We start from the raw sequence: 15,727 nt of genomic DNA on the forward strand, positions 1-15,727 counted from the left end.
AGGGGGACTAACCCATTCCCGATTTGCCCGTATCTTCGCGCAATCCATCCTGAACGAGTACCTATGTTAAGAATTCTATTGATTATTTTCGTCACCGCCACTACGGCTTTTTCCCAACCGCTCACTTCTACCCTGCGCGGTACTGTGAAAGACTCGGATACCGGCAAACCTCTGGCTGGAGCTTCTATTCAGATCATGGGGAGCGACCAGGGTACCTTAACCGATACTGAAGGAAATTTCCGATTCGACCAGCTTTCGGTCGGACGTTATAATCTAAAAATAACGTACCTCGGATACGAAACAGTCGCTCTCCCTGAGCTACTGCTGGAGTCAGGCAAGGAAAAGGTAGTATTAGTCGGCCTTAGCCAGGCGGGGCGTCAGCTGGAGGAAGCCATTGTGCGCAGCACCCGCCCGATCGCCTTCAACAGCATCCAGACCATTACGACCGAGCAGACTCTGCGGTACGCCGCAACCTACCTCGACCCCGCCCGACTGACTACCTCCTTCCCCGGCGTGGCCACCTCCAATGATCAGGCCAACGGGCTGGTGATTCGAGGGAACTCGCCCAACGGAATGCAGTGGCGGCTGGAAGGCGTCGAAATTGTGAACCCCAATCATACGTCCAATGCCGGTACCTTCAGCGACCGCGCCACCCAAACGGGTGGGGGAGTCAATATCTTGAGTACCCAGTTGCTGTCCGATTCATATTTTCTATCAGGAGCATTCCCCGCCGAATACGGAAATGCTTTGTCGGGGGTGCTGGATATGCGTCTCCGGCAGGGTAACAACGAAAAAACCGAGTTTACCGCCCAGGCCGGACTCATTGGTTTCGACCTGGCCGCCGAAGGGCCCTTTTCCAAAAAATCAAAGGCTTCCTACCTGGTCAATTACCGCTACTCGTTCACCGGACTGCTAGCGGCATTGGGGGTGAGTTTCGGTGGTGAAGACATCAGCTACCAGGATTTGTCTTTCAATATTTCACTGCCTACCCAAAAAGGCGGAGATTTTACCGTCTTTGGCATGGGGGGTATGAGTAGTAATATATTCAAAGCCAGCCGCGACACCAGCGAATGGGTCTATCAGAAAGATGGATACGATATTGATTTTAAAAGTAAAATGGGAGCCCTCGGTATAACCCATTCAATTCAGTTAGGTGCAAAAACCGCCTTGAAAACGGTACTGGTAGCCTCTGCCTTGGAAAATTCCCGGACGGGCTACATGCATTCGATGTCCAATACCGACAACCGGTTCCTGACTGAACAGGATGCCAATACCAAAACCCGACTGTCTTTCACCACCTCCCTTAGTCACAGATTCAACGCCAGCCATTTAATTAAAGCGGGAGCTTTTCTTACTTACCAGGCGGACAGTGTAAAATCGATTATCCGGGACGAGGTTTCGGAGGGCAGACTTCAGGGCCTCATCGTGCAACCCTACCTGTCGTGGCAGTGGAAGCCTGTCCCGCGGCTTACGGCCGACATTGGCCTGCATTATCTGCATTATACCTACAATGGCACCCAATCTCTGGAACCCCGAGCAGCCCTTCGTTTCCAGGCGAATGCCATGCAGTCTTTCAGTTTCTCCTACGGTCTGCACAGTCAATTGCAGCAGCCAGCGGTTTATCTTTCGGTAATTCAAGTCGGCAAGGGCCAGGACCCTCAACCCAACCGGAAACTGGCCCCTACCCGCGCGCACCATTTCGTCGTGGGCTATCAGCGGAATTTCAGTAGTTCGGCCAATCTGAAAGTAGAGGCGTACTTGCAAAATATCTTCGATGTACCCGTTTTTGCCGGCGATCCCACACTCGTTGAGCGTCCCCTACCGACGTTCTCGACGCTGAATCTGGTGGAAGGATTTGTGCATCTACCCCTCCAAAATTCTGGAACAGGCCGCAATTACGGGATAGAAGCCAGCTATCAGAAGTACCTGACCCACGATTTTTATCTGCTGGTATCAGGTTCGCTCTATAACTCCACCTACGTGGCAGGGGATGGCATGCGACGAAGTACCCGCTACAACGGAAACCATACGTTCAGCCTCACTACCGGCCGCGAGCTCAAAACGCAGAAAAACGGTAGCTGGGGTTTGAATGCAAGGATACTGTGGATGGGCGGTTTTCGTGACACCCCCATCAACGTGGATGCCTCCCGGGAGCAGGGTACCACCGTCTATGCCCTGAAAGATGCGTTTAGTCTTAAAATGAGGGATTATTTTCGGCCTGATCTCCGTATTTATTGGAAGAAAAACCACCCGGGATATAGCCGTACCCTCGCCCTGGACATCCAGAATATCAGCGGTACCCAAAACGAAGCGTACAGTTATTATGACATTCTGCAACGCCAGCTCGTTAAAAAGTATCAACTGGGTCTGATTCCTATTCTGAGCTACCGATGGGAGTTTTAGTACCCTTGAAAATTAAATTTTGTAAAGATCTATTTATTAACAACATAGAAACCTTTTTACCAACAGCCATAGGCCATCAGCCTATTCCATGAACTTTTCCTGGATGAATTTTGTAAGACTTATCTGGAAGTGAGTATTCCTCCTCACTTCTCGTTCCAAATAATCTTGGGGGGCGACTGGTTTTGACAGCGGGTTGGAGGTTTGTGTAAGCATGTCGGGAGTTGAGGGTACCTTCCGTAACCAATGCCTTTCAAACAATACACGGCGAGTATAACTACGCCATGGCTGCCTAATCTGATAGATTAGACAATTTGCCATCATCCCTCCACCCTACGTGCTGCCGGGTGGATTCAGGGGTGTCGAAACGCAGCGCTGGCTGGAATAGTGATACGAAAAACCAGTGAGACACCAGTATCTAAGGTCGCGATGAAGGTCTGATTTGAACCTTGTCCGGCACGAAAACCGAATCAAAGCTAAACATGTAGAAAGCACAGGGTTCCCCTGTTCTGGACGAGGGTTCGAATCCCTCCGTCTCCACCAACCCTAAATGGCTCGAAGTCAAGCACTTCGAGCCATTTTTGGCATCAGAAAACACCCTTGGTGCCAATTTCGTGCCAGTTACTGATTGAAAAAACGGGCCTTTCCATGCCTAAAAATCTTGAAAAATACCCATTTCGTGAAGCCGTGCTTTCCGATGCAAACGGCGACCTGGCGAAAAAATGGTACATCAATTACTACGCCTGGTCGCAGCAGCAGGGGAAGCTGGTCCGGAAGCGGGTCACGATCAATCACCCCACCGCCAAAGAGCGGTATGCCCAGGCCAAGATCATCATTGAGGCCATCAATACCGAACTGAGGGCGGGCGCTATCGTCGAGCCCATCCCTATCGTGGAACCGGAGATCAGGCCCACGATGGAGCTGAGAAAAGCCGTAGATTTTTTCCTCCAAAGCAAAAGTGCCACGGTAGGCAGGAATACGATGAAGACCTATAAAAAGGATCTGAAGGTTTTCCTGAGCTGGTTGGAGTTGGAGCAAATTGATAAAATCCCCTTAGTCGATTTCGACTTACAGGACGCCTGGGCGTTTTCCGATTTCCTGGATCAGAAACGGATCGCTAAAAAAACCTACAGTAATTTCATCGGTACCCTGCGGGGCATGTGGGCGCACCTGATCGAGCGGCAAATCATCGACGAGAATCCCTTTTTAAAAATCCCCAAGCGCAAGGGGGGACGAAGCCAGCATATCCCCTACCAGCCCTGGCAGGTGCGGGAGTTCAAGCGGATTTGCCTGCACGTCGAGCAGGATGAGCAGCTGTGGCTTTTTGTCAATTTCATCTATTACTGTTTTCTCAGGCCGGGGGCCGAAGCCCGTAATTTGCAAATCCGACACATCAAGAAAAAGACGATCATCGTACCGGGCGACCTGGCCAAGAATAACGAAACCGAACACGTCAGGATTCCGGCAGGACTGGAAGCACTTATTGAGGAGTACAAGCTCCGCTCCTACCCACCCGGCTACTACATCTTCTCGACCGATGGCAAGCCGGGCCCGGAACCCGTCAATGAGCGTTATTTCTATGCGCACAACCGGAAGATATTGGTCAAGGCCGGGTTTACCGACCAGGAGTACGACTTGTACGGCTGGAAGCATACAGGAGTGATCTCGCTCTATCTGGCCACGAAGGATATCAAACTGGTACAGGTGCAGTGCCGACATAAGGACATCAGCACCACGGATATTTACCTGCGGGATCTTGGCCTATTCCTGGATCAGGACGCGCTGGATATTTTCCCAGATCCGTCGAAAGATCACGGGTAGCCTACACCAGCAGCTTCCCAGCGGAATCCTCGTAGGCCTGTTCGATGGTGTACCAGACTTTTTCTTTCCGGGCCAGGGCCGCCGTGATTTCCTCGTAGATCGGGTCGAACAGATCCTTGCTCTGCCGCACGCAGTACTCCCCGCCCTCGTAGCCCCAGCTCAGGCCCACCAGCACACAGCCCAGCGTGTCCTTGATCCAGTTGCCCTTGTGGATGTAGATATACTCGAAGCCCGGCACATTTAACAGCCAGGGGTAGGTACGCTTGAAGGTCGGCGATTCGCGCAGCCCGATCCGGTAGCGGCCGGTGGGGATGGCCGTCTGCCCGTGGACTTTTGTCGTCATAAGCTCAGCCAGCGGCATGTCGGAGGTCAGGTCGCGGTCCTTGTCTTCCACGACGTAGCCGCGCCGGACTCCATCAATGTACAGGATCGACAGGGTACTGTTCTTCCCCCGCTTGACGCGTTTTTGCAGGATTTCCATGTTTGTCTTTGAATGCCAGGTAGATAAAAAGGGCCAGTGAGGCATGGAGGGCCAGGAGTGTGGCCAGAAGCCAACCCATCAGCTGACGCGGTCGAGCTTCTGGCTCAGCGTGTCGAACTTGCTGCCCAGCGAGTCCATGTGGTGGCGGATCTCGGTGATGTTGTCGCCCATGCGCTGCTGGTCGTCCAGGCGGCCCTTCACCGACACGAGCACTTCCAGCGACTTCTGGTTGAAGTCGCCCATAGCCTTGGTGACCTCCTTGTTGTAGTCCTTCTCCTTGGCGTAGAGCTTGAAGAAGACGTACAGGCCCACCACCAGCACGATCACGGCGAAGGCGTAGCCGGCCATCGAGGCCGGCGTCACGTCGCGGGCCAGGTCAAAGCCCTGGGCTACTACTTTTTGTTCGAGGGCTTGCGCCAATAACAGGTGTTTCATTTGCGTAAAAGCGTCAGGGCCGCTAGGCCAATGGCGCCTAACACCGCCAGGCCGCACAGCAGCAGGAGCGCTTGGATCACCAGGGGCACATGGGCGTCCTTTTCCTTGGTTTCGGTTTGTACTTGTTTTTCTTCGGTCTGGGACTGCTGCCGGGCGGCCGACTCGCGGATGATCTCGCGGACGGGATAGGGAGCCGGCACGCGGACAATCTGCGGCACGTGCAGGGTATCGTAGCGCCAGAGCGTGTCATAGTGGACCGCACCGGGCAGGTACTCGCGGATGACCTCGCGCTGCCACTGCTCGCCCGAATCGGCGGATCGGTAGACGGTGCTGTCGGCGCGGGTAGTGACTTTCTGCACCGTACGGCAGTCGATCAGCAGGCTGAATAGGGTCAGCAGCAGGAGTAAGCGAAGGGTTTTCATAAGGCGATGTTGGCCACGTGGGGACGCTTGCCAAATACTTTTCCGGTGAAGGTTTTTCCACCAATCGACACCGAGAAATTCCGCCATTCCAGGCCAGCGTAGGGGTCAAGAAAAAAGACTGTAGCCTGGTTGCCTTTCACCCGCACCTGGCAGATGCCACGCTTTTCGCGGTTGGCCGTCAGCACGTCCGAGCCGTCGGCTTCGGTACTGTAGTATTTTCCATCGATGGAAAAAGGCAGGTACCGGCGCTGGCCTCCCTCGGTAGCCTGGCACTGGCCGGCCAACGTAACGGCCCCGACGTAGAATCCATCCAGGGCAGCATCCGGCTCGGGCTGGAACTCCCCCTCGAAAGCTGTCCGGTCCTGCCGGATTCTCAATCCGTTCAAGGTGGTTTTCGCCGGGTTATAGCTTAGATTCAGCGTCGTCGCATCCCGGTTGCGGGTGCTCTGGCCATCCCACACCCAGAGCCCATCACCATACCACATGCTCACAAAACCATCGGTCACAGCTTCCTCGTAGGGCAATACCGCCAGCGAGGACGTCAGTACCGTGTTTCCAGAAATTTGGTTTTGCCAGGCAAAACCGGGCGCGTAGCCCTGCTGAAAGATTTCCAGGAAATTCCAGGTGAAGCCGATGGCCTTATAACCCGCGCGCTTGATAATCTCGTAGTGCGACAGTCGGTTGTAGATCGAACGACCAAAGTCCACCGGATCGCTGCCGTAGTTTTTCACGTTCACGGTATTGATGGTACCGCCGTAGCTGCGGAAATATTCGTCCCTCAGGATCAGCTCCGGCCCGCTGGCGCTGTATTTCCAGCGATGATCCGCCTCCCAGATCGGCTTGGTGATGAAGCCGTAGCCGCCGTAGTCGGGCGAGAGGAAATACGGGTACCCCGCCTGCTTATAGCGTTCGGTCAATCGCTCCATGATCTGGCGGACCTGGGTGGAGCCGTGGGGCAGCCAGACCTCGCCTTCGTTGGTCTCGAAAGCCGCCGCCCCGTGCAGGGGCCAGCGGTCGGCGGCCGCCCGGTAGTAGTCGCGGGTACCCGTGGTCGTGGTAATACCGAGTACTCGACAGCCCACCACGCGGCCCAGCTGTTGGGACAGGGGCAGACTCGTGTCCGTAATGTGGGTCTCGCCCCGGCTCTGGCGCAGCTTGCTAGATATTCCGGCGACGCTGGCGTTGTAGCCCAGCATCTTGCCGGACGCTACGGTGTTGGCCGGCGCGCGGTAGGGCCAGCTCATGGTGTGATCGCCCTGGTACCAGGCCGGCGTGATGTCCAGCCAGGCCAGATCACCGGCGACGTCGTCGTCGGAGTTGAGTAGGATGATCGACTGCCCGCCCACGTCGGAGCGCTGTCCCCAACTGTAAGAGGCATTCGGATTGTACCAGGTGTTGCCGGGCTCTGAGGTGTTCCAGCGGGCCGAATAATCCAGTCCGCTGATAAAATGGTGCTTGGTGATGCTCAGGACTCCCGAGCGGGATGCATACCCATAATCTTTTAACGGCGTGGCGCTCTTCACTATAGTATTGTTGATGGCGTACCAGTACTCATAACCCGCACGCAGGGAAAAATTGGCCCGATCGGTGATTAGGTAGCCGTTGTCGGTGGGGGTCAGGACGATATCCAGGTAGGTCGTGTCCGTGCGACCCACGTAGGTATACTGCGGTCCCAGCGTCCGGTCGGGGATAGGTGTCGGAGCCGACGGTAAGGTTTCTCCTACGGATTTCGGGATCGTGAACTCTTTGGGCTCCGAGGTACCCTGGCAGGTATTACCAATCAACCGCAGGGTGTAGGTACCCGGCGAAAGGGTTTCGTAGCCGATCGTCAGCGTGTTGGACTCGGGTTCGATCTGGCCGGTACGCCGGGGGGTACCCGATTGGCTGATCTGGAAATCCAGCCCGAACACCTTTTCGCCGTGGAAAACGACGACCAGTGATTGCTCGGTGACGTTGCTGATGGAGCGGATTTCCGGTCCGGCCTTGCAAGGCAGCAGCACCGGCTCTTCGGGCGTTGAAGGAATTACGGGCGGAAGCTTCACGACAGGCGCGGCTTTCAGCACCGAATCCACGTAGGAGCGGACATACGCCTCACTGGCCAGCTTGCCAGGCGGAAAGGTGACGGTGGTCTGGCCCCGGGCCATCGGGAAGCAGAAGGCGAACAGGAGCAGGACGGACAGGAGCTTTTTCATCGGAATTGAATTTTGGGTGAGTGAACTTCGACCCAAAATTCATCCTTGCCGGCGCGCGCTCATAGGACGGGAATTCAGCGCCGCCACAGGCTCAGCGTGCTGTATCCGCCCAGGGGCAGGCCTGCCTTGATGCCCGCCACGAAGTAGTCCAGCCCACGCAGGTGCACGGCCACGTCCTCGCCGGCGCGCCGGTGGAAGTCCAGCCGGGCCAGGTCGCCGGCGCTCAGGGCGGCCTGGATCTCGACGGGGAAGGTGCCCAGCCGGAAGTCCTCGTAGCGCCGCCAGTACTTCTCGCGCAGGTTGTCGGGGCCCGCGAACGCCAGGGAGCTGCTGCCGTAGCTGCTGGCGGCCTTGGGCACGTCGCCCACCACGCCGTGCCAGTAGAGCAGGCGGGGCTTGAACTTCTTGTCCATCTGGCCCGTCAGCGGGGTGATGCCCTGCTGCTCGGCGGCCGGCAGGCCCGTCGCGCCGTCCATCAGCAGGGTGCTGAATTTCCCTTTCAGTCCATAGAGAGTACTGCCCGCCAGCTCGGGGGCGGTGTACTTGGCCAGGGCGGCGGGGACGGTCTTCATCAGCCCGTCGTCGGTGTCCAGCTCCCAGTCCAGCTCGAGGCGGCGGTCGGTCAGGCTGCCCGGCCAGAGGCTGGGCAGCGTCCGGTCGGTGATGTTGATGCGGGTGGGCGTGGCCATGACCGTCTGCGAGTAGCGCAGGGTGACGATGCGGCGCTGCACGTCGAAAAAAGGCGTGATGCCGAAGGGCGGCAGCGTCAGGGCCAGCAGCAGGGTGCGGGGCGTCAGGTCGGCGGGCATGTGCAGGCGGTAGTCCAGCGTGGTGCGCCCATCGAGGGCGAAGGTGTTATAGAGGATCAGGCGCTGCGCGTCGGGATCGTCCAGGAACTCGCCCCGCAGCGTGAAACCGCACACCTCGCCCAGGCGGCGCAATACCCAGTGCAGATTGAAGTGCGGTACCTTGGGCGAGCCGGCCAGGTAGCCGGTGCCGGCGCTGTACGCATTGACCTGGCCGCTGAAACCAGCAGGCGGCATGGTACCGTAGAAGGTGCCGTTCAAGATCGTGGGCAGGGTGTAGACCGTCCGGCCCGCCACAATCTTTTCGGGCAGGATGTCCTTGTGGTCGGCGGGCAGGACTTCCGAGCCGAAGGCGATCTCGTTGAGCGGCACGTCGCGCAGGTCGCCGAAGAAGTCGCCCAGGTTGCTGCCGAAGCTGATCTCGTAGCCGGCGGGCTTGACGCCTTCCAGGAAGGTGAAGCCGCGCTCGATCAAATCGCCGTCGGCGTACTGCTCGGTGAAGTAGGGCCGCGGCTCCCAGACCGCCTGCGGGTCGGCCGCGTACTGGAAGAGCCGGTTGTTGACCGGACAGAACGGTACCGAGAAGCGGTAGACCTTCGAGCCGCGCACCTGCCCGAAGTCGAACAGCGGGTTATACCGTTCCAAGGTAAAGCCGGTACCCGGCGCAAGGAAAAGAGGGGTACCCTCCAATCTGAATTCTATCTTCTTTTGCATTAATATAAAGGATAACTGTCAACCGTCCACCGTCCACTAATTAAGCGTCATGCTGCTTGCCCATCGCGGCGGCATCGGCCGCGCGGTTGCTGGCCGCGGCGGCCTGGTAGCCGGCGTCGGCGGCCCGGTTGGAGGCGGCCGCCACGCTGTTGGTCGCCCCGACCAGGCTGTCGATCTTGCCCGACATGCTGCTGGTGATGTCGGCCAGCATCCGGATCGCTTCGGCCGTGATCTGGGTGTTCTTCACGATGGCCTGCATCAGGTTCTGGCTTTTGGCGATCTCGGCGTTGGTGGCGCTGACCGTGGCCTGGGCTTCCCCGATGTCGGCGTAGTCGTTGCCGTTGTAGGCGTCGTCGCCGAAGTCCACCCCGCCCCGAAGTCCACGCCGGCGTCGAAGCCCCCGTCCGCGCCGATCCCGTAGCTGGCCATTTCGGCCTGCATCTCCTCCATCATTTTCTTGTTCTCCATCTCCATGGCGATGGCCATCATCTCCGCTTCGGCCGCGGCCTTCTTCTTCTTGCTGCCGAACAGGTACATCTGCCCCCTTGCAGGGGTTCGAGGTAGTCCTGGTAGGAGCCACCGTCCCCGCCGAAGACGCTGCCCCGCTCGGCGAAGACCGGCGCGCCGTTGCGGTGCAGTGAGCTGTCGAGCAGCTTGTCGATGATGCGGCCGTTGTTCTTGTAGGTGTTGCGGCTCAGGATCATCACCGGCTCGCCACCCTCCATCTCGCCGACTTCCTCGCCCGTGTCGCGCCGGGTGAGGGCGATGCCCGACTGGCCGTACTGGCTGCCGTGGCGGGGGCCGTCGGGCACGCCGCCGTTGCGCAGGTAGCCACCCCGGGCGAAGGTGGGCGGAGCCTGGGCCTTGATGATGGCGATCTGCGCGATGGTGCTGGCCGCGGCGGCCGCCACACCCACCAGGCCCAGGGGCCAGCCCATGGTCGCCAGCGATTTGAGGGCGGCGGCCGCGCCGTTGATGACGGCCATCGTGATCTGCCCGGCCTGGTCGCGCCGCCAGGCCTTCATCTTCAGCTCCTTCTCCTTGGCGTCGGCCTGGGTGTTGATGTTGGCCACGCCGGTCTCGTAGGTCACCTTGTCGATCAGCCCCTTCTCGTACTGCTGTTGGAGTTTCCTGATCTTGTCGTCGCGCTCGCGGTTGTTGCGGCCGATCTGCACCTTGAGGTACTCCTCGTTGGCCACGCTCATCAGTTCCAGGATGCCCTTCACCCCGTTCAGGATTTCCAGCCCCTTCTCCGTCCAGTTCTGCAGGCGCTCGTTGTTCATCGCCTTCTCGCTGGCCAGCTTCTTACTGAGGTAGTCCATGAAGGTGGTCAGGTCGCCGGTCATCAGGGCCTTGATGGCGCTGAAGAAGTTCTCCTGGTTGGCCTTCCGCTCGGCCAGGCTCTGTTGCTCGGCGGCCTTGGTGTCGGCGTTGTGCTTGGTATTGGCAGCCGTTTTGTCGGCCAGCAGCTTGGCGTCGATGCCGCGCGTGGTGGCGTCGAGCTCATCGAGGATCTGCTTCTTTTTGGCCGAGTCGTCGCCGGCCAGCTTGATGAGCTGGTTACTGGTCTCGAGGGCCTTGGCACGCTCTTTGGCGGCGGTGTCCTCGATGCGCTGGATCTCGTGGCGGTGTTCGAGGTCGATCAGGTCCAGTTTGAGTTTCTGGCGCTGGCTGATGCTCAGGCGCTCGTTGCTCAGGGCATTCTCGATGACGGCCTTGCTGGTGGCGTACTCGCGGTTCTGTCGCTCGGTGCGGGCGGCTTCTTCCAGTTTACTGATTTCGTCGAGCTTTTTCTTCTCTTCGGCCACGGCCTTGGCGCGGGCGTCGGCTTCCAGCTTCTCGGTGTCGGTCTTGAACTTCTCGCGCAGGGCGATCTCGTAGTTGAGTTTGACCAGGTCGTCGGCCTTGGACTTGCGGTTGGTGGCTATTTTGTCCTCCAACTCAAAGGCCATCTGGGCCACTTTGCGCTTGGTCTCATCGGTGATGGCCGCAATGGCCATCTTTTCGATCTCCTTGTTGGCTTTCTCGGTGGCCTCGATCTGCTGGTCGGCGATCCGCTTGGCGGCCTCATTCTCTTTGAGGATCTTGTCGGCCCGCTTCTTGTTTTCGGCTTCCTCCTTTTTGGTCAGTCCCTTGCCGTGGGTATCGACCTCGTTGTTGACGATAGCGTCGATGGTCTTCTTCTCTTCGTCGGCGCGGGCGGTACCCTGCTTTTTGCTCAGGTCGGCCTGGGCGGCGACGGCCTGGCCTTCCACCTCCTTGAACTGATCGACGAAGGTGGATTTCAGCCCGGCCTTGATGGTGTTGAAGGAATTGGTGGCGTTATTCCTTAGCTGCTCGAAGGTGATCTTGCCGTCCAGGAACAGCAGCCCGTCGATGATCAGCTGCAGCACGGCCACCAGGGAAGCCGCCGCCGCCCCGACGAGGCCGAACACGACGGTCAGCGTCTGCATGACCACCTTGGTGCCGTTGGTCTTCTCGTCCAGGCCGAAGAAGGCCCCCACCACCTTGCCCAGGCTGCCGAACAGGCTGCCCAGCACGTCCCAGAGCATCATGAAGGTGTCGAAGAGCGGGGTGCTGCTCTCGATGACGTCACCCATCACGGACTGGAACACGCCGAAGGCGTTGTAGGCCTTCACGATGAAGGGGCTGAGCTTTTCGCCCAGGGCCACGCCCAGGTTGGCCGTGGTGGCCTCCGACTGCTTCTGCTTGAATTCCAGCGTATCGTTGTTGATGGCCGCCATCTTGTAGGCTTCGTCGGTACCCGTGAGCGCGGCCGTGAACTCGGCCACCTGGTCGCGGTGGGTCATCAGGTGCTGGGCGGCCACCACGTTCTCGGTGCCGAATAGTTTCGCCAGCTCGGCGGTCGACAGGTTCTGCTGGGCCAGGTTTTCCAGCGACTTATCCAGCCCGACGATCTGCGGGTTCAGCTCGTCGGCCGACGACATCAGCTTGATCAGCGTGTTGCGGAACATCGTGCCGGCCTGCTCGCCCTTGATGTTGATCGTCGAGAGCGACTGCAAAGCGCCGTTGGTCTGCTCGAATGAGACGTTGGCGGCGTTGGCCACGGTACCCGAGGCTTTCAGGGCACCGGTCATGTCGGCGATCTCGGCCGAGCCGACCTGGGCGCCGGCCGCAATGGCATTGATGAAGCGCCCGGCGTCACTGGCCGGGGCGTTGAACTGGTTGAGCGCCCCGGCCATCAGCTCGGTGGCCGGGGCCAGGTCGATCTTGCCGGCCTGGGAGAGGATAATGGCCTCCTTCGTCACCGAGGCCAGGGCGGCGGCGTTCTCGGTCAGGTCGCTCTTGGCCGAGCCCATCGCCTGGTAGGCCGCCAGCATCTCGTCGCCGGTCTTGCCCATCTGCGGGCCGAGTTCCTTGGCCTGGTCTTTGAGGTATTCCAGCTCGCGGCCGGTGATCTTGGTGTTGGCCGAGAGCTCCTGGGAAGCCGACTCGAATTTCTTGAAGTTCTCGATGGCGTCGCCCACGAACTGCGCCAGCATGCGGCCCGCCTCCACGACGACGCTCATCACGAAGGCCCCCATGATCCAGCTTTTCAGGTTGGACCAAATGCCCTGGGAGCCGCTGGCTTCGTCGGCCACGGCGCGCACGTCTTTCCTAACATTTGATAGTCGGGTGTTGACCTCCTTTAATTCCTCGGTTTTTTTGATGTACTCGTCGGTGCCGGGCGTGAGGTCCTTGATCTCCTTGCCGAGCTGCCGGGCGTAGCCTTCCAGCTGCTTGACGGTCATGCCCGCCTGGCCCATCGTCTCGCGGACGCGGCTGATCTCGGCTTCCAGGGCCTTGATCTCCTTTTGGGATTCGGCCCACTCCTTCGTGCCGCGTTGCAGCTCGGCCTGGGCTTTCTTGGTTTCTTGTAGTTTTTGTTCCAGCTCGCCCAAAGCATTCAGGGCGGGCTTGCCGTTGATGTCCAGGTTCCAGACCGAGTTTTCGACGAGTTGCATCCGTTAACAGAAAAAGGTACGCTACGAAGATGCAGCGTACCTTTTTCGAAAAATTGGACGGGAAAGTTCGGGCCGGTGGAGCAAATGACCCTATAATTTCAAAAAATCACACACAACTGGGGTAAAGTGTAGCCATATCCCTTTCCCTGTATCCCGGTTCATGGGGTATAGCGGCGTGTGGAGCGGCACCTGGGGATACGCGCCTGGGTGGAACGGTTTTGTATAGAACCTTACTAACCAGTATGGTTTCGCTGGTTTAAACAACCACTATCCTATGCTTGTCCTCATTAGCCAACACCGCACCGAGTACGATAATCGGCACCTGATCCAGTCGAGTGTTCGGAAAATCAAGCTAAGCCCGGCCAGCCCCCGCAACGAGCGCTTGTGGAGTCTTAGGTTCTACGGAGAAGAAGGCAAGGTACTCAGGTCGTGGTTTTACACCACCGATCAGAAAAGAAGGGCTGACCTGGCAGAAGTGGTAAAGAACAATCCCCACATCGAGGTGTACCAGGGATAAGCCCGAAGCCGCAGTAGTGCTGTACGCAATTGACAACCAACCACCCCCGCAAACGCGTGGCAAAGCCTTGAACCTATGGGATATATATCGAGCAAATACATGCTGATCAATCAGAACCCGCCCGTCAACGAATCAAAAATCGTCCGGATCGAACCCGTCTCCTCCAATCTTACTGACTCCAACCTGTCGGTGCTCTACTTTTATAGCAGGGACAAGCTGGGGTACGAGAAGCCTGTACGGGCATGGTTCTACGAGTCCAGGGACAGGCTCCTGGAAGAGCTGAACTTTATCCAGCTGAACCACCCCCAGATCCCGGTAGGCTGAGTCAGCTGGGGAATCACGTTAACAAAGTGCCACACCACCAAGCCAAAAGGCCCACTGCTTTATTGCAGCGGGCCTTTTGGCTTGGGAGGCAGTCACAGACTGCCGACTATTTCTGGTACGCAGTCTCCCTTCGGAAGACTATGAACAAATGAGTTAGAATAGCACCAAATGTAATTTTACAGAAGTACATACCATTTATCAATCATAAAAGAGTTTTGAATTAATGCAACCTCTTGCTTTCTAACTAGTGAATGAATTTTTAAAAATCCTTGTAATAATTCATAATGTTCCTCTGGATTTCCGCAGGAACATTCTTTCTCTACTTTTACATACTCCAATTGCCCATCTTCAAATATATATACATGACCCAATTCTATAAGTATGCCAGCTCTCTCGTCATCGACTATAAGATGAAGTTCAAAAATGAGATTATCCTTCTTATAGAGCCATACTCCTAAATACGGAGGTTCATGGTCAATGATCTTGTCATGATCTATGACTGCCTTAGTAAAAAATATACTATTTGAGTTTATATCTGGCCAAGTCAATTCGATTTCAAAAGGGTAGTCAAACAATTTATTGAATGCCAGTGGTGATATTGTAATTTTTGCGGAGTCTTTAAAATTAACATTTTGACCACTATGAATTTTTGAAAGGTCAAAATCTTGCGTTTTCCACAGGCGAAACTGAGATGGCTCATATATAACAGTATCTTTCCAATTAGGTCTAAAATCAGAGAGATCCATTTTATATTCTACATAAAGTGGAATATGAATTGCACGTCTTCCAAGAATTAAGTTTTTATCTAAATCAATTGAAATTTCATCTTGTGAAATATTTGCACCATATTCTGTCTTGTTAACATAATAAGATGGCATTTGAACAAAAGGTACTTTCAATAAACTTGCATAACCATTATCTAATGTTGGTTTTGGAAAAAGTTCCTTTATATTTTTAGATGAATCAAATGCACTTCTATCTATTTCTAAGATTTTAGCTATATAATCATTAGGATTTGGTAATCGAGGTGGTTGATCCAACATTAGATACGCAGCTTGTTTCTGTGGACGAATGAAGTTTTGCTCGTGTGATATATCAAATAATTCATTTCTTGCAATCATTTCTTTAAAATTAGGTATCTCAATAATAATCAAGAACCCTATTCCATCTTTAAGTTTTGTGTATGTAGATTCTTCTTGAAACCGAAAGGTGTTCCCAATCCATAGTGTTGGCCTTAAAACAGTATATTCATTAACGGCAAACCAAGCTGCTATAAGCGGGTCACTCGTTAGATCTAAATAATATGTTGGAAAACCATAGTGTTGTAATATTGCTTGGTTGTATCTAGAGTTTCTAGAATTTTCGTTGGTTAACCTATTCACAATAGTATTCCAGCCATTCTCAACTTCGGGTACTACGAAAGTATTAGGTCTTGCTTTTCCTGACCTCATTTTTTCGTATAGTTGAGTTTGGCCTCTATAAAGTAAGAGACTAGATTGTGGTGTTTTATTTCTTAAACAATCAATTTCTTCAAGTAGTTGTTTTTCTGAGATAATCATAAAATTGATTATTAAATAATTCTATTTATTAGAATATTTGACAAGAAAATTGATCAACAATCAAAGGATAAAACTCCCTTATTTATTCTAA

General features: G+C 55.7%; 12 protein-coding genes and 1 other RNA gene. 5 read left to right on the plus strand and 8 right to left on the minus strand.

All coding sequences use genetic code 11. The features are described 5' to 3' along the window. The first annotated feature begins 63 nt into the window (after window positions 1-63). The 3 genes from GBK04_RS27125 to GBK04_RS27135 all read left to right on the plus strand — a co-directional run bounded on the left by GBK04_RS27125 (window position 64) and on the right by GBK04_RS27135 (window position 4,221). The gene (locus GBK04_RS27125) at window positions 64-2,403 is read left to right on the plus strand and encodes a TonB-dependent receptor (RefSeq protein WP_152765203.1); all 2,340 of its coding nucleotides are present in this window, start codon (window positions 64-66) and stop codon (window positions 2,401-2,403) included. Between the two features lie 168 nt (window positions 2,404-2,571). Continuing rightward, window positions 2,572-2,943, plus strand: a transfer-messenger RNA (tmRNA) gene (gene ssrA / locus GBK04_RS27130). 105 nt (window positions 2,944-3,048) lie between these two features. After that, the gene (locus GBK04_RS27135; RefSeq protein WP_152765205.1) at window positions 3,049-4,221 is read left to right on the plus strand and encodes a tyrosine-type recombinase/integrase; all 1,173 of its coding nucleotides are present in this window, start codon (window positions 3,049-3,051) and stop codon (window positions 4,219-4,221) included. Window position 4,222: 1 nt separating this feature from the next. Here GBK04_RS27135 and GBK04_RS27140 read toward each other — a convergent pair whose 3' ends face one another. The 7 genes from GBK04_RS27140 to GBK04_RS27170 form a co-directional block, all read right to left on the minus strand. Beyond that, complete coding sequence (locus GBK04_RS27140; RefSeq protein ID WP_152765207.1) at window positions 4,223-4,702, minus strand: DUF5675 family protein; 480 nt, start codon at window positions 4,700-4,702, stop codon at window positions 4,223-4,225. 78 nt (window positions 4,703-4,780) lie between these two features. Then, window positions 4,781-5,137 carry a hypothetical protein gene (locus GBK04_RS27145; RefSeq protein ID WP_152765209.1) on the minus strand — a complete coding sequence of 119 codons (357 nt, stop codon included), beginning with the start codon at window positions 5,135-5,137 and terminating at the stop codon, window positions 4,781-4,783. Beyond that, a complete protein-coding gene (locus GBK04_RS27150) occupies window positions 5,134-5,559 on the minus strand; it encodes a hypothetical protein (RefSeq protein ID WP_152765211.1) in 426 nt (141 codons plus the stop codon). The genes GBK04_RS27145 and GBK04_RS27150 overlap by 4 nt, the downstream gene beginning before the upstream one ends. Beyond that, entirely contained in the window at window positions 5,556-7,751 is a 2,196-nt protein-coding gene (locus GBK04_RS27155) for a hypothetical protein (protein ID WP_152765213.1), read from the minus strand. Before GBK04_RS27155 ends, GBK04_RS27150 begins: the two co-directional genes overlap by 4 nt. A gap of 74 nt (window positions 7,752-7,825) precedes the next feature. Beyond that, window positions 7,826-9,271 carry a hypothetical protein gene (locus GBK04_RS27160; RefSeq protein WP_152765215.1) on the minus strand — a complete coding sequence of 482 codons (1,446 nt, stop codon included), beginning with the start codon at window positions 9,269-9,271 and terminating at the stop codon, window positions 7,826-7,828. A 40-nt stretch (window positions 9,272-9,311) separates the two neighbouring features. Then, window positions 9,312-9,638 carry a hypothetical protein gene (locus GBK04_RS27165; RefSeq protein ID WP_152765217.1) on the minus strand — a complete coding sequence of 109 codons (327 nt, stop codon included), beginning with the start codon at window positions 9,636-9,638 and terminating at the stop codon, window positions 9,312-9,314. 118 nt (window positions 9,639-9,756) lie between these two features. Then, window positions 9,757-13,236 carry a phage tail tape measure protein gene (locus GBK04_RS27170; RefSeq protein ID WP_152765219.1) on the minus strand — a complete coding sequence of 1,160 codons (3,480 nt, stop codon included), beginning with the start codon at window positions 13,234-13,236 and terminating at the stop codon, window positions 9,757-9,759. Window positions 13,237-13,510: 274 nt separating this feature from the next. Between GBK04_RS27170 and GBK04_RS27175 the strand changes: the two genes are divergently transcribed. Continuing rightward, window positions 13,511-13,753: a hypothetical protein gene (locus tag GBK04_RS27175; protein WP_152765221.1), complete on the plus strand. Its 243-nt coding sequence runs from the start codon at window positions 13,511-13,513 to the stop codon at window positions 13,751-13,753. Window positions 13,754-13,828: 75 nt separating this feature from the next. Continuing rightward, window positions 13,829-14,077 (plus strand): hypothetical protein, encoded by a 249-nt coding sequence (locus GBK04_RS27180; protein ID WP_152765223.1) that lies wholly within the window; start codon window positions 13,829-13,831, stop codon window positions 14,075-14,077. Between the two features lie 176 nt (window positions 14,078-14,253). Here the strand turns inward: GBK04_RS27180 and GBK04_RS27185 are convergent, their stop codons facing one another. Beyond that, window positions 14,254-15,636, minus strand: coding sequence for an FRG domain-containing protein (locus GBK04_RS27185; protein ID WP_152765225.1), 1,383 nt, complete (start codon window positions 15,634-15,636; stop codon window positions 14,254-14,256). Window positions 15,637-15,727 lie beyond the last annotated feature (91 nt).

The sequence above is a fragment of the Salmonirosea aquatica genome (assembly GCF_009296315.1).
GTDB classification, from domain to species: Bacteria; Bacteroidota; Bacteroidia; order Cytophagales; family Spirosomataceae; genus Salmonirosea; species Salmonirosea aquatica.

What these genes read in the sequence shown, in the direction of transcription:
- GBK04_RS27125 (WP_152765203.1), top strand. Translation starts at nt 64, where the DNA reads ATGTTAAGAATTCTATTGATTATTTTCGTCACCGCCACTACGGCTTTT.
- GBK04_RS27135 (WP_152765205.1), top strand. Translation starts at nt 3,049, where the DNA reads ATGCCTAAAAATCTTGAAAAATACCCATTTCGTGAAGCCGTGCTTTCC.
- GBK04_RS27140 (WP_152765207.1), bottom strand. Translation starts at nt 4,702, where the DNA reads ATGGAAATCCTGCAAAAACGCGTCAAGCGGGGGAAGAACAGTACCCTG.
- GBK04_RS27145 (WP_152765209.1), bottom strand. Translation starts at nt 5,137, where the DNA reads ATGAAACACCTGTTATTGGCGCAAGCCCTCGAACAAAAAGTAGTAGCC.
- GBK04_RS27150 (WP_152765211.1), bottom strand. Translation starts at nt 5,559, where the DNA reads ATGAAAACCCTTCGCTTACTCCTGCTGCTGACCCTATTCAGCCTGCTG.
- GBK04_RS27155 (WP_152765213.1), bottom strand. Translation starts at nt 7,751, where the DNA reads ATGAAAAAGCTCCTGTCCGTCCTGCTCCTGTTCGCCTTCTGCTTCCCG.
- GBK04_RS27160 (WP_152765215.1), bottom strand. Translation starts at nt 9,271, where the DNA reads ATGCAAAAGAAGATAGAATTCAGATTGGAGGGTACCCCTCTTTTCCTT.
- GBK04_RS27170 (WP_152765219.1), bottom strand. Translation starts at nt 13,236, where the DNA reads ATGCAACTCGTCGAAAACTCGGTCTGGAACCTGGACATCAACGGCAAG.
- GBK04_RS27175 (WP_152765221.1), top strand. Translation starts at nt 13,511, where the DNA reads ATGCTTGTCCTCATTAGCCAACACCGCACCGAGTACGATAATCGGCAC.
- GBK04_RS27180 (WP_152765223.1), top strand. Translation starts at nt 13,829, where the DNA reads ATGGGATATATATCGAGCAAATACATGCTGATCAATCAGAACCCGCCC.
- GBK04_RS27185 (WP_152765225.1), bottom strand. Translation starts at nt 15,636, where the DNA reads ATGATTATCTCAGAAAAACAACTACTTGAAGAAATTGATTGTTTAAGA.